The 21,246-nt window shown below is 34.7% G+C and carries 27 protein-coding genes; 17 read left to right on the top strand and 10 right to left on the bottom strand.

The features are described 5' to 3' along the window. Positions 1-25: 25 nt before the first annotated feature. Positions 26-961 (bottom strand): hypothetical protein, encoded by a 936-nt coding sequence (locus tag PQ463_RS05145; protein ID WP_274256631.1) that lies wholly within the window; start codon positions 959-961, stop codon positions 26-28. Positions 962-1,239: 278 nt separating this feature from the next. Between PQ463_RS05145 and PQ463_RS05140 the strand changes: the two genes are divergently transcribed. The 12 genes from PQ463_RS05140 to PQ463_RS05085 all read left to right on the top strand — a co-directional run bounded on the left by PQ463_RS05140 (position 1,240) and on the right by PQ463_RS05085 (position 7,731). Next, entirely contained in the window at positions 1,240-1,572 is a 333-nt protein-coding gene (locus tag PQ463_RS05140; RefSeq protein WP_274256630.1) for an ArsR/SmtB family transcription factor, read from the top strand. Next, positions 1,563-2,069: a GNAT family N-acetyltransferase gene (locus tag PQ463_RS05135; protein WP_414656180.1), complete on the top strand. Its 507-nt coding sequence runs from the start codon at positions 1,563-1,565 to the stop codon at positions 2,067-2,069. The genes PQ463_RS05140 and PQ463_RS05135 overlap by 10 nt, the downstream gene beginning before the upstream one ends. A gap of 32 nt (positions 2,070-2,101) precedes the next feature. Continuing rightward, on the top strand, positions 2,102-2,575 hold the full coding sequence (locus PQ463_RS05130; RefSeq protein ID WP_111378123.1) for a DUF6428 family protein: 474 nt from the start codon (positions 2,102-2,104) through the stop codon (positions 2,573-2,575). A 42-nt stretch (positions 2,576-2,617) separates the two neighbouring features. Next, complete coding sequence (locus PQ463_RS05125) at positions 2,618-3,232, top strand: arsenate-mycothiol transferase ArsC (protein ID WP_274256628.1); 615 nt, start codon at positions 2,618-2,620, stop codon at positions 3,230-3,232. A gap of 1 nt (position 3,233) precedes the next feature. Then, the gene (gene arsB, locus PQ463_RS05120) at positions 3,234-4,313 is read left to right on the top strand and encodes an ACR3 family arsenite efflux transporter (protein ID WP_111378125.1); all 1,080 of its coding nucleotides are present in this window, start codon (positions 3,234-3,236) and stop codon (positions 4,311-4,313) included. Positions 4,314-4,336: 23 nt separating this feature from the next. Then, the gene (locus PQ463_RS05115) at positions 4,337-4,912 is read left to right on the top strand and encodes a Crp/Fnr family transcriptional regulator (RefSeq protein WP_111378126.1); all 576 of its coding nucleotides are present in this window, start codon (positions 4,337-4,339) and stop codon (positions 4,910-4,912) included. A gap of 68 nt (positions 4,913-4,980) precedes the next feature. Beyond that, positions 4,981-5,544 (top strand): hypothetical protein, encoded by a 564-nt coding sequence (locus PQ463_RS05110; RefSeq protein WP_111378127.1) that lies wholly within the window; start codon positions 4,981-4,983, stop codon positions 5,542-5,544. A gap of 33 nt (positions 5,545-5,577) precedes the next feature. Next, complete coding sequence (gene sigZ / locus PQ463_RS05105; protein ID WP_111378128.1) at positions 5,578-6,141, top strand: RNA polymerase sigma factor SigZ; 564 nt, start codon at positions 5,578-5,580, stop codon at positions 6,139-6,141. Positions 6,142-6,268: 127 nt separating this feature from the next. Continuing rightward, positions 6,269-6,442: a hypothetical protein gene (locus PQ463_RS05100; protein WP_274256627.1), complete on the top strand. Its 174-nt coding sequence runs from the start codon at positions 6,269-6,271 to the stop codon at positions 6,440-6,442. A 133-nt stretch (positions 6,443-6,575) separates the two neighbouring features. Then, entirely contained in the window at positions 6,576-6,932 is a 357-nt protein-coding gene (locus PQ463_RS05095; protein ID WP_111378218.1) for an ArsR/SmtB family transcription factor, read from the top strand. Next, on the top strand, positions 6,929-7,528 hold the full coding sequence (gene merTP, locus PQ463_RS05090) for a mercuric transport protein MerTP (protein ID WP_111378129.1): 600 nt from the start codon (positions 6,929-6,931) through the stop codon (positions 7,526-7,528). Before PQ463_RS05095 ends, merTP begins: the two co-directional genes overlap by 4 nt. Continuing rightward, the gene (locus PQ463_RS05085) at positions 7,525-7,731 is read left to right on the top strand and encodes a GDCCVxC domain-containing (seleno)protein (protein WP_012025078.1); all 207 of its coding nucleotides are present in this window, start codon (positions 7,525-7,527) and stop codon (positions 7,729-7,731) included. Before merTP ends, PQ463_RS05085 begins: the two co-directional genes overlap by 4 nt. A gap of 852 nt (positions 7,732-8,583) precedes the next feature. On the opposite strand, the gene PQ463_RS05080 is transcribed toward PQ463_RS05085, so the two are convergent. The 3 genes from PQ463_RS05080 to PQ463_RS05070 all read right to left on the bottom strand — a co-directional run bounded on the left by PQ463_RS05080 (position 8,584) and on the right by PQ463_RS05070 (position 11,531). Continuing rightward, complete coding sequence (locus PQ463_RS05080) at positions 8,584-9,681, bottom strand: TlpA family protein disulfide reductase (protein WP_111378130.1); 1,098 nt, start codon at positions 9,679-9,681, stop codon at positions 8,584-8,586. A gap of 71 nt (positions 9,682-9,752) precedes the next feature. After that, a complete protein-coding gene (locus tag PQ463_RS05075) occupies positions 9,753-11,042 on the bottom strand; it encodes a leucine-rich repeat domain-containing protein (protein ID WP_274256626.1) in 1,290 nt (429 codons plus the stop codon). 42 nt (positions 11,043-11,084) lie between these two features. Beyond that, on the bottom strand, positions 11,085-11,531 hold the full coding sequence (locus PQ463_RS05070) for a hypothetical protein (RefSeq protein ID WP_111378132.1): 447 nt from the start codon (positions 11,529-11,531) through the stop codon (positions 11,085-11,087). Between the two features lie 596 nt (positions 11,532-12,127). Between PQ463_RS05070 and PQ463_RS05065 the strand changes: the two genes are divergently transcribed. After that, the gene (locus PQ463_RS05065; protein ID WP_274256625.1) at positions 12,128-12,319 is read left to right on the top strand and encodes a hypothetical protein; all 192 of its coding nucleotides are present in this window, start codon (positions 12,128-12,130) and stop codon (positions 12,317-12,319) included. A gap of 80 nt (positions 12,320-12,399) precedes the next feature. On the opposite strand, the gene PQ463_RS05060 is transcribed toward PQ463_RS05065, so the two are convergent. The 3 genes from PQ463_RS05060 to PQ463_RS05050 are packed head-to-tail and all read right to left on the bottom strand — an operon-like array spanning position 12,400 to position 15,267. Beyond that, on the bottom strand, positions 12,400-12,771 hold the full coding sequence (locus PQ463_RS05060) for a ubiquitination-like system serine protease family protein (protein WP_274256624.1): 372 nt from the start codon (positions 12,769-12,771) through the stop codon (positions 12,400-12,402). Beyond that, positions 12,771-14,150: a ThiF family adenylyltransferase gene (locus PQ463_RS05055; protein ID WP_274256623.1), complete on the bottom strand. Its 1,380-nt coding sequence runs from the start codon at positions 14,148-14,150 to the stop codon at positions 12,771-12,773. The genes PQ463_RS05060 and PQ463_RS05055 overlap by 1 nt, the downstream gene beginning before the upstream one ends. Further along, positions 14,134-15,267, bottom strand: a complete 1,134-nt coding sequence (locus PQ463_RS05050) for a multiubiquitin domain-containing protein (protein ID WP_274256621.1) — start codon at positions 15,265-15,267, stop codon at positions 14,134-14,136. Before PQ463_RS05050 ends, PQ463_RS05055 begins: the two co-directional genes overlap by 17 nt. Before the next feature lie 498 nt (positions 15,268-15,765). On the opposite strand from PQ463_RS05050, the gene PQ463_RS05045 reads away from it, so the two are divergent. Further along, on the top strand, positions 15,766-16,119 hold the full coding sequence (locus PQ463_RS05045) for a helix-turn-helix domain-containing protein (protein ID WP_274256620.1): 354 nt from the start codon (positions 15,766-15,768) through the stop codon (positions 16,117-16,119). Then, positions 16,116-17,030 (top strand): ImmA/IrrE family metallo-endopeptidase, encoded by a 915-nt coding sequence (locus PQ463_RS05040; protein WP_274256618.1) that lies wholly within the window; start codon positions 16,116-16,118, stop codon positions 17,028-17,030. The genes PQ463_RS05045 and PQ463_RS05040 overlap by 4 nt, the downstream gene beginning before the upstream one ends. A gap of 218 nt (positions 17,031-17,248) precedes the next feature. Here the strand turns inward: PQ463_RS05040 and PQ463_RS05035 are convergent, their stop codons facing one another. The 3 genes from PQ463_RS05035 to PQ463_RS05025 form a co-directional block, all read right to left on the bottom strand. Continuing rightward, positions 17,249-17,629, bottom strand: a complete 381-nt coding sequence (locus PQ463_RS05035) for a hypothetical protein (protein ID WP_274256617.1) — start codon at positions 17,627-17,629, stop codon at positions 17,249-17,251. A 24-nt stretch (positions 17,630-17,653) separates the two neighbouring features. Further along, positions 17,654-18,367, bottom strand: a complete 714-nt coding sequence (locus PQ463_RS05030; protein ID WP_274256616.1) for a hypothetical protein — start codon at positions 18,365-18,367, stop codon at positions 17,654-17,656. 586 nt (positions 18,368-18,953) lie between these two features. After that, positions 18,954-19,157 (bottom strand): PTS sugar transporter subunit IIBC, encoded by a 204-nt coding sequence (locus PQ463_RS05025; RefSeq protein ID WP_274256615.1) that lies wholly within the window; start codon positions 19,155-19,157, stop codon positions 18,954-18,956. Between the two features lie 111 nt (positions 19,158-19,268). Here PQ463_RS05025 and PQ463_RS05020 point away from each other — a divergent pair, with 111 nt between their 5' ends. Both PQ463_RS05020 and PQ463_RS05015 read left to right on the top strand, forming a co-directional pair. Further along, positions 19,269-20,135: a helix-turn-helix domain-containing protein gene (locus PQ463_RS05020; protein WP_274256614.1), complete on the top strand. Its 867-nt coding sequence runs from the start codon at positions 19,269-19,271 to the stop codon at positions 20,133-20,135. Positions 20,136-20,307: 172 nt separating this feature from the next. Continuing rightward, on the top strand, positions 20,308-21,231 hold the full coding sequence (locus tag PQ463_RS05015) for an alpha/beta hydrolase (RefSeq protein ID WP_274256612.1): 924 nt from the start codon (positions 20,308-20,310) through the stop codon (positions 21,229-21,231). The last annotated feature ends 15 nt before the right edge of the window (positions 21,232-21,246 follow it).

The following is a 21,246-nucleotide window of genomic DNA, read 5'->3' as shown; positions in this document are numbered from 1 at the left end:
TCTGACCTTAAAATTATCCATCACCTTATTCTATCTTCATTCCATGATTGTTGTTGTCTTTCAGGAACTGCTTTAGCTCAGGGTGCATTCCCGAAACTTTATTATCGATGTATTCCTGTATAAAAGGAGCGATTTCGTACTGGCAGTCCTCCGGAGGGTCCATTCCCATATCAAGATAGTCTTCAATATCCCCAGAACACAATAGGGCGGATTCCACCATCGAAATCGTAATTAGAAAAAAGGTTAATATATACGAAATCCTTGTATTGACATTTCCAAGATAAATATCCAACTGTGCATTGCTTGATCGTATCAGATTATGCTGGGAGAACTGCCTTCCATTATTGTGGACATAATTATTAAGCTTCCCTGTCAAAACCTTCCAGTAGCCCTGAAGGTTATAACCTGTCAGCACCTCCTTGATATTCTCATTCTGTTCAAGGACATTCATGTAATTCTTAAAACTTAATTTTCCCCTCACTCCCGCAGGGGCTTCCACAACTTTGTTGGTCAGCCATGCCTCGACAGCCTTTTCGTCATCGGTCATTACCTGATTAAATTCCAAAGATGAAAAACCTTCCACAAACGCCTCCAGATCATCCATTTTGAAATTATCAAGGGAATCTTGGGTAAAAGGTTTTCTTTGGTTCACAACCGCCAGCGTATAAACATAAAGCAGCAGGTCATCCCTTAATCTTCTTACTAAAGTATTGGCATCGGCAAAACTCCCAATGGAACAGCACAATTTGATGCTTCTTAGCGTCTGTACCGAATTCTCAATTACATGGCCACTGACATTTAGAAGCTCTTTATCGGTTATCAATGAAATTATTCTTCCGCTGAAGCTCAATAGATTTGAGAAATTTTCAAGAAAATCAGCATTGCTGTCATACTCTTTTTCAAATTTTTTAAAAGTCTCCGTTTCAATCATGGGAAGCTCGCCTTGATAATGAATTTTCATTTTTAAAGTTGTTTTTGATTAGTATAAATCCCACCAAAGAATAACACCTGCTTTCCGATTACCCTAAATAGAGTTCGGTACGCTAAAAAGCGTCTTACCCTGTATGCCAAGTAATTATCAAATTTAGGTATTATTTTGATTCAAAGATATTCAGCAGCTGCGCAGTTATTTTGCGCAGTAAGTCAAAATAAAAAATAAACACATTTAAGAAAATTTTCATATTCAAATTTGCTTTAATTAAATTTTATATCGTAATATTGCAATATAAATATAAAACGATGGGAGCAACAAAAACAGATCACTTTACAAAAAGCCAGAATGAGCTGGCTGTTCTAGCCAAAGCGTTAGGCCATCCTGCGCGTATCGCTATTATGGAATATTTATTAAAAGTGGATGCCTGCATCTGCGGAGATATTGTAAACGAACTTCCCCTTTCACAGCCGACAGTTTCACAACACTTGAAGGAATTGAAAAATGCAGGGCTGATAAAAGGAAACATTGAAGGAAATTCCATCTGCTATTGCATCAATGAGCCTGGACTTGAAAAGATAAAAGGTTTCTTTCAGCACATATCAGATCATTTGGCAAAGAAGAGAAGCGAATGCTGTTAATCTATAAAAATATGGAAATCAGAAAACTTTCAGACAAACACTGGGATCAGGTAAAAATAATCTACCAAAAAGGAATAGATACCGGCAATGCCACTTTCCAGACCAGCGCCCCTTCATGGGAAGACTGGGATCAGTCACATCTTACCTCTTGCCGAGTTGTGATGCAGGAAGATGGTAATGTAATTGGTTGGGCTGCCCTTACCCCTGTTTCTTCACGCTGCGTTTATGCAGGCGTTGCAGAAGTGAGCGTATATGTGGATCCAGCACATTCAGGAAAAGGAGTCGGGCTTACCCTTTTAAATGAACTTGTCCGACAGAGCGAAACAGAAGGAATCTGGACGCTTCAGGCAGGAATCTTTCCTGAGAACACGGCAAGTCTCCGTATCCATGAAAAAGCAGGTTTCAGGATACTTGGAACAAGGGAGAAAATCGGAAAACAAAATGGTATCTGGAGAGATACTGCGCTTCTTGAAAGAAGAAGCTCCGTTATTAATTAATAAAAATATAGTTTAACTAAATATAAAAAATTATGAAACTTTCAGAAATTAAAGAAGTGCTTAAAACAGTAGAAGCTGTAAATTTTGAACTGCCGGACGGCACATTTGTACCGGAATATTTTCACGTAACTGAAGTAGGCTTGGTTACCAAAAACTTCATCGACTGCGGAGGAACAGTAAGAAAAGAAACAGTTGTAAACTTCCAGCTTTGGGATGCCAATGACTACGAGCACAGGCTTAAACCTCAGAAACTGATCCACATCATTGAGCTTTCAGAAAAAGTATTGGGAATTGAAGACCATGAAATTGAAGTGGAGTACCAGAACACTACTATCGGCAAATACGATTTGGATTTTAACGGTAAAAACTTCACTCTACTTAACAAACAGACAGCCTGCCTTGCTCAGGAGCAGTGCGGTATTCCATCAGACAAGCCTAAAGTAAAATTATCTCAGTTAAATACTGACAATGCTAATTCATGCACTCCGGGCGGAGGATGCTGCTAATCAATAAACAGATAATCAATAACCCTTTACAGCCAAAAAAGTATGTTATATCCACAAATTGAGAATACCGTCAAATCATTTGATTTTAAGCAGATCTCCGAAGATCGCAAAGCAGTACTGCAGCCATTAATCGACTTCATTCAGACTAAAGTGGACAGTAATCTGGAAACCAGACTAAACCTAATCTGCACGCATAATTCCAGAAGAAGCCACTTATCGCAGGTTTGGGCGCAGACTGCGGCTGCCTATTACGGCATCAAAAACGTATCATGCTATTCAGGAGGAACAGAGGCTACCGCCCTTTTCCCAATGGCAGCGGAGACTTTGAAGGATTCAGGATTCAATATCAAAACGCTTTCAGAGGGATCAAACCCGGTTTATTCCATAAAATATTCAGCGGATGAGCTTCCAGTCGTAGGCTTTTCCAAAACCTATGATGATGATTTCAATCCTGAAAGCGGATTTGCCGCAATAATGACCTGCTCGCAGGCTGACGGCGGATGCCCGTTTATAGCAGGCGCAGAGAAAAGAATTCCGATTACCTTTGAAGATCCAAAAATTTCTGACGGAACGCCTCAGCAGAAAGAAACTTACCTGGAGCGCAGCCTGCAGATTGGAACTGAAATGTTTTACGTATTCTCACAAATAAAAAAATAAAATGTCAGCAAATAACTGTGCACCAGTCGTCGGACGCAAAAAGTTAAGCTTCCTTGACCGCTTCTTGACCCTTTGGATTTTCCTTGCCATGGCTATAGGAGTGGCAGTAGGATACTTTATTCCTTCAAGCGGAGATTTCATCAATTCTTTCTCCAGCGGAACAACAAACATTCCATTGGCAATAGGGCTTATCCTGATGATGTATCCGCCTCTGGCAAAAGTAAAATACGAACAGATGGGACAGGTTTTCAAAAACACTAAAGTCTTGGGCGCATCTTTATTCCTGAATTGGATTGTAGGACCTGTCTTAATGTTTTTATTGGCGCTACTGTTTTTGAACGGATATCCTGAATACATGATTGGGGTGATCCTGATCGGTCTGGCACGTTGTATCGCAATGGTAGTGGTATGGAACGATCTTGCCGATGGAAACCGTGAATATGCAGCAGGACTTATCGCCCTTAACAGTATTTTTCAGGTACTCCTTTACAGTGTATACGCTTACATTTTCATAACCATCCTTCCTCCCTATTTTGGATATGATGGTTTTGAAGTCAATATCAGCATTGCGCAGATTGCCGAGAGCGTCGGTATCTATCTAGGTATTCCTTTTGCTCTGGGAATCATAAGCCGTTATGCTTTGATAGCCCTAAAAGGTTCTGAATGGTTCGAAACTAAGTATGTGCCTTTTATCTCGCCGATTACTCTTATTTCATTGCTCTTTACAATTATTGTAATGTTCAGCCTGAAAGGGGAACTTATTGTTCAGATCCCTATGGACGTAGTGCGTATTGCAATACCGCTTGTCATATACTTTACTTTGATGTTTGTCATCAGTTTCTTTATCGGCAAATATTTTGGAGCTGACTATTCAAAGGCAACATCTATAGCATTTACAGCCACCGGCAATAATTTTGAACTTGCTATTGCCGTAGCAATCGGCGTGTTTGGAATAAACAGCGGTCAGGCTTTCGCAGGAGTTATTGGTCCTCTGGTAGAAGTGCCTGCTCTTATCGCATTAGTTAACCTTGCATTCTGGTTCAGAAAAAGATTTTATTTAAATCAGGCTTCGAGTCAATAAATGAATCTAAAAACAGGATATGAATGGAAAGCTTTAATTTGTTTTTAAAGAGCATTGCTCCTATCAGCGATCAGGAATTTGAAAATTACAGTCCGTATTTCAAAATAAGGACATTAGCCCGAAACAGTTATTTTGCTCAAATTGGTAAAATCTCACATGAAGCGGCTTTTATTAAAAAGGGGCTGCTGAGAACTTACTATATAAATGAAAAATCCGAAGAAGTGACTTCGTGCTTCTGTTCAGAAAATAATTTGACAACTTCCTACAAGAGCTTTATTTCACAGCAGCCTTCGGAACTTTCCATTCAGGCCGTAGAAGATACTGAACTTATAACAATCAGTTACAATGACCTGCAGATTCTCTATCAAAAAAGTCCTCTTTGGCAGAATATCGGAAGGACAATTGCCGAGCGGCAGTACATGGTAATGGAACAGTATGCAAGTGTTTTGTGCAATGAAAGCGCAAAGGAAAAATACATGCGTATGCTTAAGGAACAGCCCGCAGTTGTAAACAAGGCTTCAGTAAATGATATTGCAAGCTATCTAGGGATAACCCGCAGGACTTTGAGCAGAATAAGAAATGAGATAGCACAAAAATAGAGGACATTTGTCCTTAGTTTTAATTATGCTTCCCCATAGTTTTGCTTTTATAATCAATTAAAAATAAAATGGAAACAGCAATTATCATTTCATCCTTCTTTCTTGTTCTTTTTGCGGTCTTGGCCTTATATGATGGCTTCTATCTGCATATTTTCAAATACCAGCTTCACAATCGGGAAGAAAGTAAAACCGAGCACATTACCCATACATTCAGAGCTGTTTTCTTTCCGGCAATCCTTTATTTTTTATTCTTGAAACAAAATAATCATACGGCTTTTGTAATAGGCTTAACCATTGTCCTTTTAGACATACTGGTGCTTGGGTATGACGCTTTTATAGAAAAGGACAGCAGGCAGTTTATGGGAGGGCTTCCTCGCTGGGAATATATTGTTCATTTATTCGTAAATGGGTTTCATTTTGCGTCAATTGCGGTTTACCTCTCCATCAGACTTACTTTTCAAAATGGGGAAATAATGATTTCTAATACCAATCAATCTCCAGGCTACTTTAATTTGTTAATTGTAAATCTTTTACCGGGAGCTATCGTAATGGCGATTCTTCATGTTTTCTTATGCATGCCAAAAACAGCCCCTATCTGGAATAATTTCAGAGGCAAAATCAATTGTTGTTAATCCCGCTTTCTTCAAAAGCAGAACAAAAAAACTATGAGTTTGGAAATAAATACTATTCACAATCAGTTTTATATCATTTTGGGCAAATATATTAAGGCACGTATAAATGATACGGGCGATGCATCTGATGTTTTGCAGGAAGTTTTTATTAAGATAAACGAGAATTTAGGATCACTGACTGAAGAAAGTAAATTAAAAAGCTGGATTTTCACGATCACAAGAAATTCCATTATTGACTATTACCGAAAAAATTCCAATCATAAGAAATCAGAACTGACCGAATGTATGATGCAAAAAATAATGCATGAAACAGATTTTGATACTTCAGAAAGTCTGGACTGTTGTCTAATGAAATTCATTGAGCGGCTGCCGGAAGACTATCGGGATATTATCATGGATAGCGAAATCCATGGAATTAAACAGAAAAACTTAACAGAAAAATACAGCCTTGCCTACCCTTCCATACGATCTAGAGTGCAGAGAGGCAGATCCAAATTAAAGGAAATGCTTCTGGATTGCTGCAGTATTGAATTAGACCGCCGTGGAAATGTTATGAATGTTACGTCTAAAAAATCATGCAGCGGAGGAAAATGCTGATATCACCAAATCATTTTTGGAAACTTCATATATAAAAATTCAGGCTGTTAGAAAAAAAATCATCAAAGTCTGCATCATTTTTAGATTAGTACGTCTTAAGTAGTATTAATCATTAAAAATTAAAATTATGAAAAACAAAATGTACCTTACTCTTGCAGCATTGGTATTGTCTGCTGGAAGTATCTTCGCTTATGCGAACTTATCAAAAACTGATGCAAAGAAAAACTGCACTGAAAAATGTTCTACGCATTGCTGTAATGACGATTCTGGAACTTGTGCTCCGAAAGATTGCAAAAAGTAATATTTCACGTTACTACTTAAAAGACAACTCAAAAAGTTGTCTTTTTTTATGCGCAGGAATCATTCATAAATTTAATTCAAATGTTTTGTATTTTAGCATTTGCTTAAATAAGCAAATGATATATATTTGCATTATGGAAGATATAACTTGTATACGACAACAGGCAGATATAAAACAAATAGTCCGCTGTAAAGACAGAGTGCTAGAACTCAATGACTCTTTTGATTATTTATCCAATGGGCTTGAATTGGCTGGTAATAATGTGAGATTAAGAATTCTCTTTTTACTTTATGAAGAAAAACAGCTCTGTGTATGTGACATAAGTGATATTCTTGACATGAGTATTTCTTCAATTTCGCAGCATTTACGAAAACTAAAAGACAGAAAACTTATTGAAACTAAACGGGAAGCGCAAACCATTTTTTATTCATTGGCAAACGAATATGAAAAAATGCTAAAACCTTTCTTCGAAATTTTAGAAAAAATATGAAAACAGAGAATAAAATAATTGGAGCTGGATTTTTTACAGCAATAGCTGCTTCATTGTGCTGTATTACTCCCATATTAGCACTCGTTGCCGGAACAAGCGGGATTGCATCTGCTTTTTCATGGCTTGAGCCAATGAGACCTTATTTCATCGGCCTGACTGTTTTAATTATTGTTTTCTCTTGGTATCAAAAGCTGAAAACTAAAAAGCAGTTAGACTGTAACTGCGATACACAAGAAAAATCAAAATTCGTTAATTCTAAAATGTTTTTAGTAATTATCACCCTATTTGCAGCCCTTTTGCTTTCGTTTCCTTACTATTCAAATATTTTTTATTCAAATACAGAAAAGAAAATCTTAGTCTCCAATAAAACCAGCAGCCAAAAAGCTGAGTTTACAATTAGCGGAATGACTTGTGCCAGCTGTGAAAAACATGTGAATCACGAAGTGAATAAATTGATTGGAATAATAAATTCAAATGTAAATTATACTAATGGTAACGCAATTGTAGAATTTGATAATTCCAAAACTAGTATTAATGAAATTGAAAAAGCAATAAATTCAACAGGCTATACAGTAACTAACAAAAAATTAAAATGAAAATCGTTCTACAATCAATAATAACCTGCCCCCTTTGCTCCCACAGTAAAGAAGAAACTATGCCAACTGATGCATGCCAATTTTTTTACGAATGTGAGAACTGCAAACAAACTCTTAAACCAAATCAAGGTGATTGCTGTGTATATTGCAGTTATGGAACTGTGCCATGTCCACCAATTCAGCAAGATAAAAAATGTTGCTAAATTGAATAATTTCTAATGGACAGTAGATTATCATGCACAAATTTTGATTAGAAAATTTTAAGAATAATAATTTAAATTTACTGATGACATTTTTTTTTCACTCTCTTCAACTTAAATCTATAAGTTATTATGAAAGAAATCACATCTATTACTGAATTAACGATTTTTAACATTTAACCCTTACGATACATACAAACCGTTTCTCAACAAACTTTTAAAATAATTATCTTACAAATTCACTTGAAAATAAGCTAATTTCTTTAAATCGTTCATAGAATGATTTGTAAATTGTGAACTAAACGTCACCACATAGCCAAATAGCACCAATTGAAGACAATTGGTGCTATTTTTTTATTGTTTTTAATCAAATTATCAACCTATCTACGATGCATTTTATATTAAGGCATCAGAACTAAAAATAAAACCAAGCGGCCAATGCGATACCATGTAATTGTGCAAGTATCGCTTGCACAATTGAAAAATCAGTGCAAGGCTCAGAAAGGTTCTGCCGTATCTTCTATTTCAAAAAGAAAACCTCTACTTTCAGGAGAATAACTTGTCGAATCAGCATTGAATTGCCAATGATTTTTTAATGCAACAATTGGGTTGGACTATCAGTTCTCAAAAGAAGAAACAGGACTTCATAGCGGCCCTAGCCCCGATAGCAGTGAAAATCCTTTTGTGTCGGGGTTTGGCACAAAAGATTGAAAGGTATAGCGGGAAGAGCTCCTAAAAAACATTTAAGCATACCTACACTAATTTAAATAGCATTTCAATAGCTCCATCTTCGATTACTGCTTGCTGCTTAATCAGGCAAAAAAACAATTAATTCCAGTTTTTAATTTCCTATATCTATTTGGAAAGATTCAATTCGTTTTTAAAGAAACTATCAATTTCAAAAAATAGATGGCAGCTATTCGGTATTAATGATTTTCCTTCGGTGTCAAGTAATAGAAATTCTGGAGCGTAATCAGTATAATAATTTTCTGCGACGGTCTTTTTACTGTTTGGAAGTCCTGACAAATTATACCAAGTCATTTTTTCTTCTTCAACTGCTTGTTTCCATTTTTGAAAATCAGTGTCAATACTTAAATAAACGATGCTGACTTTATCTCCATATCGCTGTTCTATATTTTTTGCAAATTTGATCTCATACCTGCACGACTCGCAATCACTTGACCAGAAAACAACTAGCACGTATTTTTTGCCATTTAAAACCGATTTAAAATCATATGCAACCCCATTCACATCAAACCAATTAAAGCTTGTTGCAAATTCACCTTTTTGCAGCATTTTTATTTTACTTAGGTATTTTTTTATGGCAGCATAACTTCCAGAATTTTTCAATTCATCAGAAAACAATTCGATCATGCTAGCGATATCATCCGTTTGCAAACTTCCTCTTTGAAAATAAACGGCCTGCAATACACTGTAACTATCAGGATGTTTTTTAATAAAATCTTTATTTACATAGTGATAATTTAAATCATGTGTATTCAACCAACTGTACAACTTGTGCTCTTTTAAACCTATAGAGGAAACTTGAACATAAGGCATTCCAAGCCACTCGGGATAGGTACAACTGAGTTTTATATCCTCGTTTCCAACTAAAAACTCTCCATCATAGCCATACTCCTCAGAAAGCGCTGCGTCTTTGACTGCAAGATCAGTTATTTCTTCATTATTTTTTAACAGCACAATAGTTGTCATTCTTGTTTCCGGTACAGAAAAATGATACTCAAATTTCCCTCCTATAGCCTTTATGGTATCAATTGTCTCGACAGAATCTCCAAATTCTGCATAGCCTGTCATTTTTATTACGACATGATCAAAATAATTTTTAATTGGAGAAAGGTCAGCCGTTATTTTTCCTTCTCTCTTATTTGCAAATGACTTAAAAGAAAAAAAAGGCAATATTAAAATTAGTATTACTATATTTTTAATTTTCATAATATATTTATTGTGACAAAGTGTTAATTCAAAAACTAAAAAATTCGTAAATTTCTTACTTAATAAGTTATTTATTTACAATTTGAGCTATAATTAGCGATTCCATCTTTCCGCCAGTTAAAATGAGGAACTATATTTTTGTCCGTTTGAATACATTTAAGGTTGGGATTAAAATAGGCATGAAAATTCAGGTTTTGATTGTTTCCATTACTAATATTCAAACTCGTAAGTGAATTTGAGTTGCAATAGAGCGCATATATTTTCGGGTTTTGCGAAATATCCAAACTAACCAACTGATTGTTTGAACAAGTCAAACTGAGCAATAATGGATTTTGGCTTACATCAAGGGCAACCAACTTGTTGCTATAACAAACCAATTCGTTTAATGGAGCGTTGGATACATTTAATTTAAGCAGCTGATTTTTATAGCAGCTCAAGTACGTTAAATTTATATTTTTTGAGACATCAAGAGAGTTCAGTTTATTTTCGTCTAAATACGCTTTATTCAAAGCAATATTTTTGCTTAAATCCAAGTTGGTCAATGGCGTATTCATACAAACTAAATAACTCAAATAAATATTATGTGTTAGATCTAACTTGTTCAATGGATTATTACTACAAGAAAAATTCGACAAATAAAGATTTGCCGAAAGATCTATATCTGTTATTTGATTTTCAGAACATCCGAATGACATCAAATTAATATTATGTGATAAATCTAATGTCTTTAACTGATTGGTATTGCAGTAAAAATTAGCTAAAACTATATTTCTGCTTATATCTAAGGAAATTAATTTATTTTTTCCGCATCGCAATTCACGCAAACTTATATTTTTAGAAACATCTAGTTCATCTAATTGATTTCTCTCACAACTTAAAGATGTCAATTTCACACTTTGCTTTAAATCTAATGCAGTTATCCTGTTATTTGAACAATTCAAAGATATCAGAGCTTCATTTCTGCTAATATTCAATATGGTTAATTTGTTTTCTTCACAATTCAAAGTGGTTAATGCCAAATTATCAGATAAATCCAACTTGGTTAGCTTATTTTCTAAACAAATTAGTTTCTTTAATGAAACAAAATCATTTATACCGGTTAAATCTTTTATATCACGATTTCTAAGATGAAGTTCCGTTACTTTTGCAATATCAGCAGTAAGAACTTTTCCGTCTGGTACACCATCATCATAACCAGAATCCCTTAAAGCTTTTTCAAAATTAATATCAGGAATTAATGTGTATTTATTTGCATCTTGAGCCAAGATTGTATGGAAAAAAGGCAAAATAAATGAGAATACAGTAAAATAAATTCTCTGTTTTTTACTCTTTTTTGATGAATAGCTATTTGTAATTAACAACCTTTTTATTTTTTAAAATTAGTAAATTTTGTCTGACAACCTTTATTTCTTTTTTACTAAACTTAATAAATAAGAAATCCTATCTGTATAATATTTGGCATTTTTTTGATAAAAGATTCTGGCATCGAGTTTTAAAGCAGAATCATTATCCCACACAAATTTACCAGGATGCTTCACTTGAAACTCCTTCATGGTCTTTGCAAAATAATAATATGTTGTCTCTTTCCATTCCGCTTGTTTTTTTTCAAATGCTGCTCTTTCTTCTTCAGTTCTATTTCCATAAACAATTTCTAAAACAGCATTAAAAACTTCTGTTTCCCAGAACTGAAGTTCATGATAGTATTCTTTTCTGCAATTTAACTCTTCCTTGCTATTGGCTTTAATGCATTCATTAAGTTCTTTTTCAGCGGTTGGCAAAGGATCCGTAATATTTTGGCTAAAACAAGTTGTTAATGTTAAAATAAAAAATAAAATAAATTTCGAAGTCATTATTACAGTCAGTTTTTTTACAAATTTTGGTTTTGCAATTATAATAAAAACGAAGTTAGGAATTTTATCAACTGACAAAGAATCACTAATTGCCTTTTCTCTTAAATTAAGTCTACTGAGATAATTGTAACCATTTGTTTTTTTGCCCAATTATACTTGATTTCTTTTTGCTATAAATTTTCCATGTGTCTATTTTTAAATAAACAATTATCTTAGAATATTTATCTACGAATTATTTTGGAATTAAACAGATTTTTACATCAATCCCCAACAGGACATCTAAACCAAATTTACATAGCCAATGGAAGACAGACACTACATATAGTAAGCCAATCTCTTCAAATCATCCAAAAATGATGTTGTAATTTGTCCTGTCCCCGTCACTACTAAAAAAACGTTAAAACGTATGTTTTAGCGTTTTTTTTATGCTTTTTATTACATTTTAACACGTTTTACCTCACTTAAATTGACGGTTTAGACATCCTGTAGAGGTGACTAGTCAGGATTTAAACCAAACTTAACATACTGATTTACAAGTACAAAAACATTTAACTTATCTTTATATTAAGAATAATTTAACACTAAAAAACTAAATTATGAATTATAGAGATGAGCAAAACAAGGGAAAAATATCTCCAGAAAAAGCACAGAAAATGCTTAAAAAGGAAGGAATGAGTGTTACAGTTGAGCAGGCAGAAGAAATATTATATTTTCTTAGAAAGCTGGCTAATATGCATATGCAACATTATTTAGAGAAAAATACGAATAAGAAAAAGACAAATGATTAAAATTAAATCTCCACAAAACAATACCTGCCCACAATAAATTAAAAGAAAAAGCCACTGTTATAAAACAGCGACTTTTTAAATTATACCCAATTGACATCACTTTTCCTCACAAAAAAATGGCTTTTACATCCAATTTTTCTCCAAATTGATGGATAAATATCAATTAAACCTTTTTTATCAATAATATAGCTCCATTTAGGGCTTGCATCTGGCAACAAATTCAAAATTATTTTAGCTTTGCATCCACACGGACACTGAAAAGCTAAAGATTCAGGCAAATTACCATCTTGAACTATAAAAATAATACCTTCTACAATTTCATCTGGAGTATCATCAGCAAATTGGATTTTAAATTTTGCAGCATCTACAAAATTTGTAATATTGCATATATGCACCCAATAGGAACTAAATGTTGCAAAGATGCATCTCAAAAACATTATGATTTTTTTCATCACAATCCGGTTAATCTTAAAAAAGGCTTGTAATCTCCTCTACCGACCCACTTTTGAGCAGCAACATCTTGTTCAAAATTACTTTCAGCTTCATTAATAATACAGCCACCAGTATAATCCATCGTTATTTTAGCATAATTTTCCGGATCATCATCCTTAAATAAATGCAGGCGATTCAGTAATTCATTCACAGCCATGGCACTTATTTGCATGTTGATACTAATTACTGCAGGACGGTCAACATTTGCATTATGGACATAACCTTGCTTTAGTTGATCTTCAAAATCCGTCGGATTCTGGCGCTTTAAATTTTCGCTATACAGCCTCTCCTGTGTATACAATCTACGGCTAAATAATGTCGAACATCCAGGTTTAATAAAATGAACACTTGCTGTTATTCCTTTTATACCTCCTTTTCCGTCAGCGTCAAGACGTACTCCTAGATCAAAGAAAGGTATCAAATAAAAATTGGTCAGCTGCGCTATTAAATGTCTGCCATCTACACTGTCTACACATCCAAAAATAACATCACTCGTAATGAGCTCGTCCAATGCTTCGCGACTCTCGTAGAGATTAACACTATAGGTAACAACTTTAGTACCCAAATCCATTCTGTGAATAGTCTCAGCTAGCACTTCTGTTTTAAACCTAGAAGCGTCTGCATCCTGCTTGGTGGTATTTAAAATCCTGTTAAGATTCTTCCTTTCGACGGTATCAGGATCAACAATAACAATAGTCCCCACTCCTAAGCGAACCAACTGTTCAATTGTAGGGCTCCCAGTTCCAGAACATCCAACAATACCAACTTTCATTTTTTTCAGTTGATTGTAGGTAGCCTCACCAAATGCCTGTCTTGTGCGTATCGAAAAATCATCCAGTTCTACTGTACTGTTGTCAAAAATGCGGATCGAATCTCCAGCAACTGAAATCTTATCAAATGCGAAAGTTGCCATCGCTGGAGTAAAAACCCTGCCAAAAACCTGACCATCAGGCACCATAACTGCTGATCCATGCACGCCATCATGATCGCACCAGCCAAAAACGGATTGAAACAACTCACCATCGGACTGATCATCGGTATCAGAAAACTGCATATAACCGCCAGGATGGCTGTGAATCTTCAAAATAGCTAGATTCTCTTTTTCCGCACGTTCTAAAAAGGGAATAATCCTTTGGGTTCTCCAATGTACAAATTCAGGTTCACGTTCACATTCATCATAAGGTATGAGTTCTATCTGATGAGTGAGCAGAATGGATACACCATCTCTTTCATACCTTCCACATAAAGCTACCGCAACAGCCTCTTTCCCGTCTCCGGGAAAAAGATGTTGCTGTAGGCTTTTATAATGCTCACCAGCAATTCTAAGCTGATATAGCATGACCTGGTCTTTTTATGAATTCATTTTCCAGCCAAAAATCCGCCAGAGGAACATGGGTGCTCAAATTATCAACTTGCGGCCTCCATGGATTTGCAGGGGTACGATGTCTTGACCACTGCTGATAAGACTTTCCGTCCAATGCATGCGGTGTCAGCGCACCAATTGGCTTGCCATCTACCCTGCTTAAAGCAGGAAAAAAATAAACCATATCAAGACCTGCCGTTGGATATCCGCCGACCATCCTGATTCCCATAGATGCAGTGGCTACATTATAACCTTCCGGAATTGGATAATTATGAATTAACACCCAGTTTTCCTGTCCTAATTTAGCCGTTTCAAAAGGTAATTTCAGACCAGAAAGAAATGCCTGATCTTCGTCAAGCAGATCAAATTCAAAACGCAACTTTCTTGGCTCGCCTTCGGTTTGATCCAGTGGAATAGTTTTAAATTTTTCAATTCCAGGATCTGTAAAACAAACCTTCTGGTCATTTGCAATGGTCACAACGCTGCCATCTTTAAATTTCTGACGCAGCTGAAATCTATCAGGAGGAGTTTTATTAGTTAGCAACAATATCTCTCTACCGGTTAAACAAGCATCGTCAACCACATATGGCTCACGATCGATGCTTATTCTGTACTTGCAGTCTGGAGGTACAGGTTGTCCATTGTGGCAATGCTCGTGGACATCGATGATTTCAACTTCGTAAGATACAAACCTTGCACCGTTTTTTATCGCTACCTTATGCTCACGATCGTTTTTATACCCAATTTCAATTTCCCCCTCACGCTGTACTAGATAAAAGTCTTTTACTACTTTTCCTGCAGCTGCAAGGATTTTGTTCGGTGTCATAAATGATTCTGAAACCTGCACTGCGGCATCATCAACATAGATGATTAATTTGTCATAGGGTCTGGAGTAAAAGCCTTCCAAACCAGGTGCTCTTAAATCAATGATTTCTGAAAGTTGAATAGGCTCAAAACCATTTTCATTGACCTTAATTAGAAGTTCATAATCTTCTACTGGAACCAATCCGGCTCTTTGAAGGATTTGCATTCCAGTGATTTTTGAATCTTGAGATTCAAAGTTTTTATCGTTTAATCTATATTCTTGTGACATAGTCTTTACGTTTTAGTCTTTCGACATTAATAAAAAATACAAAAAGTAATCTCCATAGATTCTGTAGTAAAGGAGTATGTTTTATTTTACTACAGTGCAAAATCTTCGGGATTACTTGTACAGTTTAAATAAACGTTTAACTTTGTAACCACGAGATAAGAGGTTGACCTAGGTGATAAGCCTGTCAATGAGAAGTCCGTCAAAACTTTATTTCCTCGTAATGTAGCCCAGCGCCGGTGCAAACGGTTCTGGGTTTTTTCTTTTATCAGCTCTTTTTATTTAATTGTTATCATTATTTATTCGTAATTCTAGTTCCTGCCTTATTTTCACATTACCATGGATAAAACTAAAATTATTAAGTAATAATTTTAAAAGTTTACTCTGCAAATATATAAAAATCTAAATATATCAAGCAAGTATTTTTTATAAATTTAGATTTAGATTAGAATTTTGCTTGGTATATTAAGCAAATAATGTATATTTGCAAAAAAAACAATGATGAGTTCACTAGGAGCATCTTTAAAAGATGCAAGAAAAAATGTAGGGCTTACATTGAGACAAGTAGAAGAAATGACAGATATTTCTAATGCTTATCTTAGCCAGCTAGAAAATGATAAGATTAAAAACCCATCAGTTAATATCTTATCAAAACTATCATCTTTATATAAAGTGTCCCTAAAAACACTTCTTTCAAATGCAAAAATGATAGATAAGAAAGAAGCCCACCAAGAAGAAATTAATTTAAGCTTTGCTCAAAAAATAGCTTTTCGAGCAGAAGACCTAACGGAAGAAGAAAGAAATGATGTTTTAAAATATTTAGAATTTATTAAATCACGTAAAAGTAATATATGATAGATGATTTTACTCGTAAAGAAATTGAAAAAATATCACATAATATTTTAAAAGAAAGTAAATCTTTCGATATCTTCCCTACACCAGTAGACAAAATTTTATCATATTCCGATTTTGCGCTTGATAACAAAATAGACTTACAGAATATTGACGATTCTTTTTTTGACTCATTCAAAGAAAAACTAGTTGATCCTTCCAAAAAAGCCCTAATGCATGCTCTTTCGAAAATAAAAGGTTTTTTCTATCGAGAAGAGAAAACTATATACATTGATGCAGAGCTTGATAAAAATCTTGGCAAAAAGAATTTTGTAAAATTACATGAAATTGGTCATGGTGTTTTGTCATGGCAAAATGAAATCATCTTAGCTTTAGATAACGATGAAACTTTAAGTGAAGAGTATGATGAACAATTTGAAGCAGAAGCTAACTATTTCGCATCATTAACACTATTTCAACATGATCGATTTCTAGAAGAGTGCGAAAAGTTAAGTTTAGGACTAGGAGCTGTTATGGCAATAAGTAAAAAATTTGGCGCATCTGTACATTCCTCATTTAGAAATTATGTTCTACAATCAAAAAACAGATGTGCTTTACTTGTTTTAAACCATCCAGTAAATAAAAATGGTTTTGTAAATACATTGACTACGAGAGATTTATTTTACTCAAAAAAATTCCTAGAAGAGTTTGGTGAACTACAACTTCCAGATGAATTTGGATTTAAATGGTCTTTTGTTCAAGACTTTAAGTTTAAAAAGAAATTTCATGAAAATGGCGTAATTTCTTTAAACACAAAAGAAGGAGAAGACCTAAAAGCAAGCTATCATTTCTTTAATAATACTTATAACAGTTTTGTGTTTTTTTTTCCAAAAGGTGAAAAAAATAGAGCTAGAACTAAAATAATTTTACAATAATTTTTTTATCTGTTCTATTACATCTGTCATAATATATTATAAAAGAAGACCGTCACAGTCTTCTTTTATATTCAAGAAGCAGGATTTATCTGCTAAATTTTAATGATAATATGACACTGGCGCAAGCTTAATTTCCCCCTGTATAATCAGTTATACAAAACACTATAATTGTTAGCTAAAATTGCTGGTATTGGGCATATCACTTCATTCCTGCAATTTTATTCCTCTTCATGTTCCCTTAGTTTTTCCATAAATTCTGCATTCATTTCTCTAGTCTTTTCATCCACTTTCGCTTTTGAAATTGTTTGGATCATCCCTGAAACAGAATTTAGAATAACAGCATCACTTGCATTATTTCGAAGTTGATCCAATATTACATACGCATCAATAACTGAAGCATGCTTGCAGTTCGCCTTTAAGGAAGAAATCATTACCTTATCAGGGAATTTTTCTAATTGTTGGTCCGTGTATGCAGATTCCAAGTTTTTCATTTCGCTGATTAACTCAGCCCTCGATAACGATGCTAATTTCTCTTCGACTGTTTTCAAATATTCTTCCAGCCATTCATTGATATCATTTCCTAATTCTATTCTATCCATTGTATTTATTTATTATTCTTTAATTTAGCTTGATGTACTTCTTTTTTGAACTTCGGTCATTTTCTCTTTAATGGATTCTTTAAGTTCTTTAACCGCATCGTAGAAGCCTGTCCCTTTCATTAGCTTAAAAACCTCTTCTTTTAATGAATCGAGGTATTTCCCTTTGAGGGAATATTGAAACTTGTCCTTATTCTCCGACTGTTCATATACATCATAAACGATTGCTGTGTAGTTGCTTATCAAACTCTGGAGCTCACCTAAAAATTCTTGATTTTTGGTAATAATATCGTAATAAATATGCTGCAGCTCCCTTTCGATAAACTGTATGAAGTCCCTGTTTAAACCATACTTTCTCCTTATTAAGGAGGTTATTCCCAGAAAGGACATGATATCTCCCCTTCCACCACACTTTTGCTGCATACAAAAACAATCCTCAAAGCCAACATCAGCATCCTTTAGGAATTCTTTTAAATACAACGTTTGAAAAACACAGCCTGAAATCAGCCCCAGCAGCGCAAATGAAGTTTTATCATCATCCTGCAGCAAAACATCATATTGGATCGAAGGAAGCATCCTTACTCCTCCCTCCCATTTATGCTTGGAAATTGCAATTGCATGATAATTCGCCCACAGGTCATCAACTAAAAAATCAGGACTGTATTCAATTTCTATAAGGTCTACACATAGATGTCCTGTCTCATGCCATAAAAGACGTTCTAAATCAGTTCTAATTTCCATTTGATGATCTTTAAAGTTACTAATATAGGAATTTTACACAGGCAATCTCTAAAATATACCAAACTAACAACTTTACAAGCAACGTAGAGAAAAGAAAAGAACGGCAATCTCCATTATCAATTTTTTCTTATGCAGCATAATTGAGAGGGATTACATTTGTGCCACAAAACCTAAATAGCATAAAGTAATTCATAGAGCCAAAGAAAGACAATCCTTCCTTAACTTAAAACATTCTTCTAAAATCCTCCATAAATTTTGTAAATTTATATATTAGCTTAATGCGATGAACCAATTGAGTTTGTATAATTTTTGCATCAATCCCCAACAGGACATCTAAACCAAATTTACACAGCCAATGAAAGACAGACATTACATGTAGTAAGCCAATTTCTTCAAATCTTCCAAAAATGATGTTGTAATTTGTCCTGTCGAGGTCACTTAAGGAGACAACTATCAAATAGTTGTCTCTTTTTTTATGCCCTAATGTGTGGATTTTTCAAGCCTATACAACCTAACATTCTATGGTTAGATTTTTTCACAAGAAATTCTTAGTCTGTTTGAAATAAACAGTCTTAAAGTGGTGCTATCAGAGATTTAATCGAAGCTGAACGATGGTTCGAAATCCCGTTAAGGATATAGTTTTTTTCTCTTTTGGTTTATCATATTTTTTTGATATTAAATACAATAATTCCAAAATAATTTCAGCTACCTTCTCATCTACCTGAATGCCGTTTTTGGAAAGAATAATAACGGCTTTTTCTACTGAAACATTGTTCTCGATGAAATTCATCTTAAAAGGTGAAAATTTAAATCAGTAAAATGTATCCATTTTACCTTGATCTGTATCATTCACATGAATAATCAATTTTCTAATTTTGCATTATCTTAATCCAAGACTGTCATGGAAAAAAAAATATTGGACATATCTGAATTTACAAAATATCTTAATTTAAAGAGCATCAAAAATGAAGATCTTCATATTGCAAATTTTCAAAATGAAGAAAACGTTCTCCTAAAATCAGAGGCCGTTACAATCGATTTTTACCTTTTAGCCATAAAGCCGCCATTTGATAAAAATCTGGTTCAGCAGGAACTGCTGGAAGATCAGTCGAATTCTTATATGTATGTGGACTGCCCGCACAACTCCATAGGATGGGATATTGCTCCCCCTTCTTCAGGATATGCCATAATGGTAAGTGGCAAATATTTGAGTAAGATGGCTAAAAATTATAATTTCACCCATTATGACAGCCATCACGAAGCATTATTTCTAACCAAAGAAGAAGAAGCATTATTGTGGGATCTTTATAAAAAAGCATACAATGAATTTTCAAAGCAATATTATTCTAAAGATATTATCATTTCCTACATTACTCTTATACTAACTTATACACAGGCCTTTTATGACCGCCAGTTTGATACGAGAAGCAAGATCTATCATAAGGTAATTTCGGATTTCAACAATCACTTAGAAGATTTTTTCAATCAAGAAGACAGTATTGCGGGATTGCCGTCAGTGGCTTATTTTGCGCAGAAATCAAACTTATCTCCCAATTATTTTGGTGACCTGATCAAGCACTTTACAGGAAGTTCTCCAAGTGAACACATTCAGGATTTTGTTGTCCGATTGGCAAAAGACAAACTAAGTAATACAAACCTTTCTGTAAGCGAAATTTCATATAGTCTGGGATTTGACTATCCAAATTATTTTGCCCGCTTTTTTCGCAAGAAAACGGGACTTTCACCTAAAGTATTCCGTAATCAATAAGAAGAGAAATCATTTATACCCAAAAGCAGCTTAACGGCTGCTTTTTTTATTCTTGAAAATGAGAATCAGTAAAATGTATCTGTTTTTGAGTATTCTGTCTACGTTTTGAGCTTCTGTACCGATGTAACTTTGTATCAATGAAAAAGTTATATAAACTAAACAAATAGAAATCATGTCACAGAAAAAAGTAAGCTTCAAAAACAGCAACAATGGAAATATCTCAATGTCAGCTGTAATTAATTTTCCGGAAGGATTTAATGAAACCAAAAAGCATACTGCTATTGTAGTTTCACATCCAGGAGGCGGTGTAAAAGAACAGACCTCAGGTTTGTATGCTAAAAAACTTTCAGAAATGGGATTTCTTACCATTGCCTACGATGCTTCCTATCAGGGAGAAAGTACTGGGGAACCACGCCAATTGGAAAATCCATACATCCGTACAGAAGATGTAAGCGCCGTAATTGACTATTTAACTACATTGCCTTATGTAGATCAGCAGAATATTGGCGCTATGGGTATTTGTGCTGGTGCGGGATATACTGCCAACGCAGCAATCAATGACCATCGCATTAAAGCTGTTGGTATGGTAAGCGCAGTTAATATCGGATCTATGTTTCGCAATGGCTGGGAAAACAATGTAAAAGATGCTGATGCCCTTCCTTATCTTATTGCGGGTTCAAATGCCAGAACAAATGATGCAAGCGGTGCTGCCATTGCCACAATGCCTTTGGCTCCAATGAAAGAAGAAGATGCTCCAAATGCTGAATTAAGAGGCGCTTGGGAATATTATCACACTCCGCGATGCCAATATCCTACTGCTCCGGGTTTTGCCACTGCAAGAAGTCTTTCCCAAATCATTTCTTATGATGCTTACAACAAAGCCGAAGCTTTTTTTACACAACCTTTGCTTGCTGTAGTTGGAAGCAACGCTGGGAGTGCATGGATGAGCGATGACTTGCTTCATCGCGCAGCATCTGCAGATAAAACCAAATATATTGTAAAAGGTGCAGATCATATGGATCTTTATGATAAACAGAGTTATGTAAACGAAGCTGCTCTTGAACTTTCGGCATTCTTCAAAAAGAACCTTATTTAATTTCTAAATAAAAAT

The sequence above is a fragment of the Flavobacterium sp. KACC 22763 genome (assembly GCF_028736155.1).
In the GTDB taxonomy this organism is placed as follows: Bacteria; Bacteroidota; Bacteroidia; order Flavobacteriales; family Flavobacteriaceae; genus Flavobacterium.
The sequence above is the reverse complement of the archived record's forward strand: the minus strand, read 5'-3'. Positions and strand labels throughout refer to the sequence as shown.

What these genes read in the sequence shown, in the direction of transcription:
- PQ463_RS05115 (WP_111378126.1), top strand. Translation starts at nt 4,337, where the DNA reads ATGGAAAGCTTTAATTTGTTTTTAAAGAGCATTGCTCCTATCAGCGAT.
- PQ463_RS05045 (WP_274256620.1), top strand. Translation starts at nt 15,766, where the DNA reads ATGAGTTCACTAGGAGCATCTTTAAAAGATGCAAGAAAAAATGTAGGG.
- PQ463_RS05065 (WP_274256625.1), top strand. Translation starts at nt 12,128, where the DNA reads ATGAATTATAGAGATGAGCAAAACAAGGGAAAAATATCTCCAGAAAAA.
- PQ463_RS05025 (WP_274256615.1), bottom strand. Translation starts at nt 19,157, where the DNA reads ATGAATTTCATCGAGAACAATGTTTCAGTAGAAAAAGCCGTTATTATT.
- PQ463_RS05080 (WP_111378130.1), bottom strand. Translation starts at nt 9,681, where the DNA reads ATGAAAATTAAAAATATAGTAATACTAATTTTAATATTGCCTTTTTTT.
- PQ463_RS05055 (WP_274256623.1), bottom strand. Translation starts at nt 14,150, where the DNA reads ATGCTATATCAGCTTAGAATTGCTGGTGAGCATTATAAAAGCCTACAG.
- PQ463_RS05110 (WP_111378127.1), top strand. Translation starts at nt 4,981, where the DNA reads ATGGAAACAGCAATTATCATTTCATCCTTCTTTCTTGTTCTTTTTGCG.
- PQ463_RS05020 (WP_274256614.1), top strand. Translation starts at nt 19,269, where the DNA reads ATGGAAAAAAAAATATTGGACATATCTGAATTTACAAAATATCTTAAT.
- sigZ (WP_111378128.1), top strand. Translation starts at nt 5,578, where the DNA reads ATGAGTTTGGAAATAAATACTATTCACAATCAGTTTTATATCATTTTG.
- PQ463_RS05095 (WP_111378218.1), top strand. Translation starts at nt 6,576, where the DNA reads ATGGAAGATATAACTTGTATACGACAACAGGCAGATATAAAACAAATA.
- PQ463_RS05085 (WP_012025078.1), top strand. Translation starts at nt 7,525, where the DNA reads ATGAAAATCGTTCTACAATCAATAATAACCTGCCCCCTTTGCTCCCAC.
- PQ463_RS05145 (WP_274256631.1), bottom strand. Translation starts at nt 961, where the DNA reads ATGAAAATTCATTATCAAGGCGAGCTTCCCATGATTGAAACGGAGACT.
- PQ463_RS05050 (WP_274256621.1), bottom strand. Translation starts at nt 15,267, where the DNA reads ATGTCACAAGAATATAGATTAAACGATAAAAACTTTGAATCTCAAGAT.
- PQ463_RS05015 (WP_274256612.1), top strand. Translation starts at nt 20,308, where the DNA reads ATGTCACAGAAAAAAGTAAGCTTCAAAAACAGCAACAATGGAAATATC.
- PQ463_RS05125 (WP_274256628.1), top strand. Translation starts at nt 2,618, where the DNA reads ATGTTATATCCACAAATTGAGAATACCGTCAAATCATTTGATTTTAAG.
- merTP (WP_111378129.1), top strand. Translation starts at nt 6,929, where the DNA reads ATGAAAACAGAGAATAAAATAATTGGAGCTGGATTTTTTACAGCAATA.
- PQ463_RS05140 (WP_274256630.1), top strand. Translation starts at nt 1,240, where the DNA reads ATGGGAGCAACAAAAACAGATCACTTTACAAAAAGCCAGAATGAGCTG.
- PQ463_RS05130 (WP_111378123.1), top strand. Translation starts at nt 2,102, where the DNA reads ATGAAACTTTCAGAAATTAAAGAAGTGCTTAAAACAGTAGAAGCTGTA.
- PQ463_RS05135 (WP_414656180.1), top strand. Translation starts at nt 1,563, where the DNA reads ATGCTGTTAATCTATAAAAATATGGAAATCAGAAAACTTTCAGACAAA.
- PQ463_RS05030 (WP_274256616.1), bottom strand. Translation starts at nt 18,367, where the DNA reads ATGGAAATTAGAACTGATTTAGAACGTCTTTTATGGCATGAGACAGGA.
- arsB (WP_111378125.1), top strand. Translation starts at nt 3,234, where the DNA reads ATGTCAGCAAATAACTGTGCACCAGTCGTCGGACGCAAAAAGTTAAGC.
- PQ463_RS05060 (WP_274256624.1), bottom strand. Translation starts at nt 12,771, where the DNA reads ATGAAAAAAATCATAATGTTTTTGAGATGCATCTTTGCAACATTTAGT.
- PQ463_RS05040 (WP_274256618.1), top strand. Translation starts at nt 16,116, where the DNA reads ATGATAGATGATTTTACTCGTAAAGAAATTGAAAAAATATCACATAAT.
- PQ463_RS05070 (WP_111378132.1), bottom strand. Translation starts at nt 11,531, where the DNA reads ATGACTTCGAAATTTATTTTATTTTTTATTTTAACATTAACAACTTGT.
- PQ463_RS05100 (WP_274256627.1), top strand. Translation starts at nt 6,269, where the DNA reads ATGAAAAACAAAATGTACCTTACTCTTGCAGCATTGGTATTGTCTGCT.
- PQ463_RS05035 (WP_274256617.1), bottom strand. Translation starts at nt 17,629, where the DNA reads ATGGATAGAATAGAATTAGGAAATGATATCAATGAATGGCTGGAAGAA.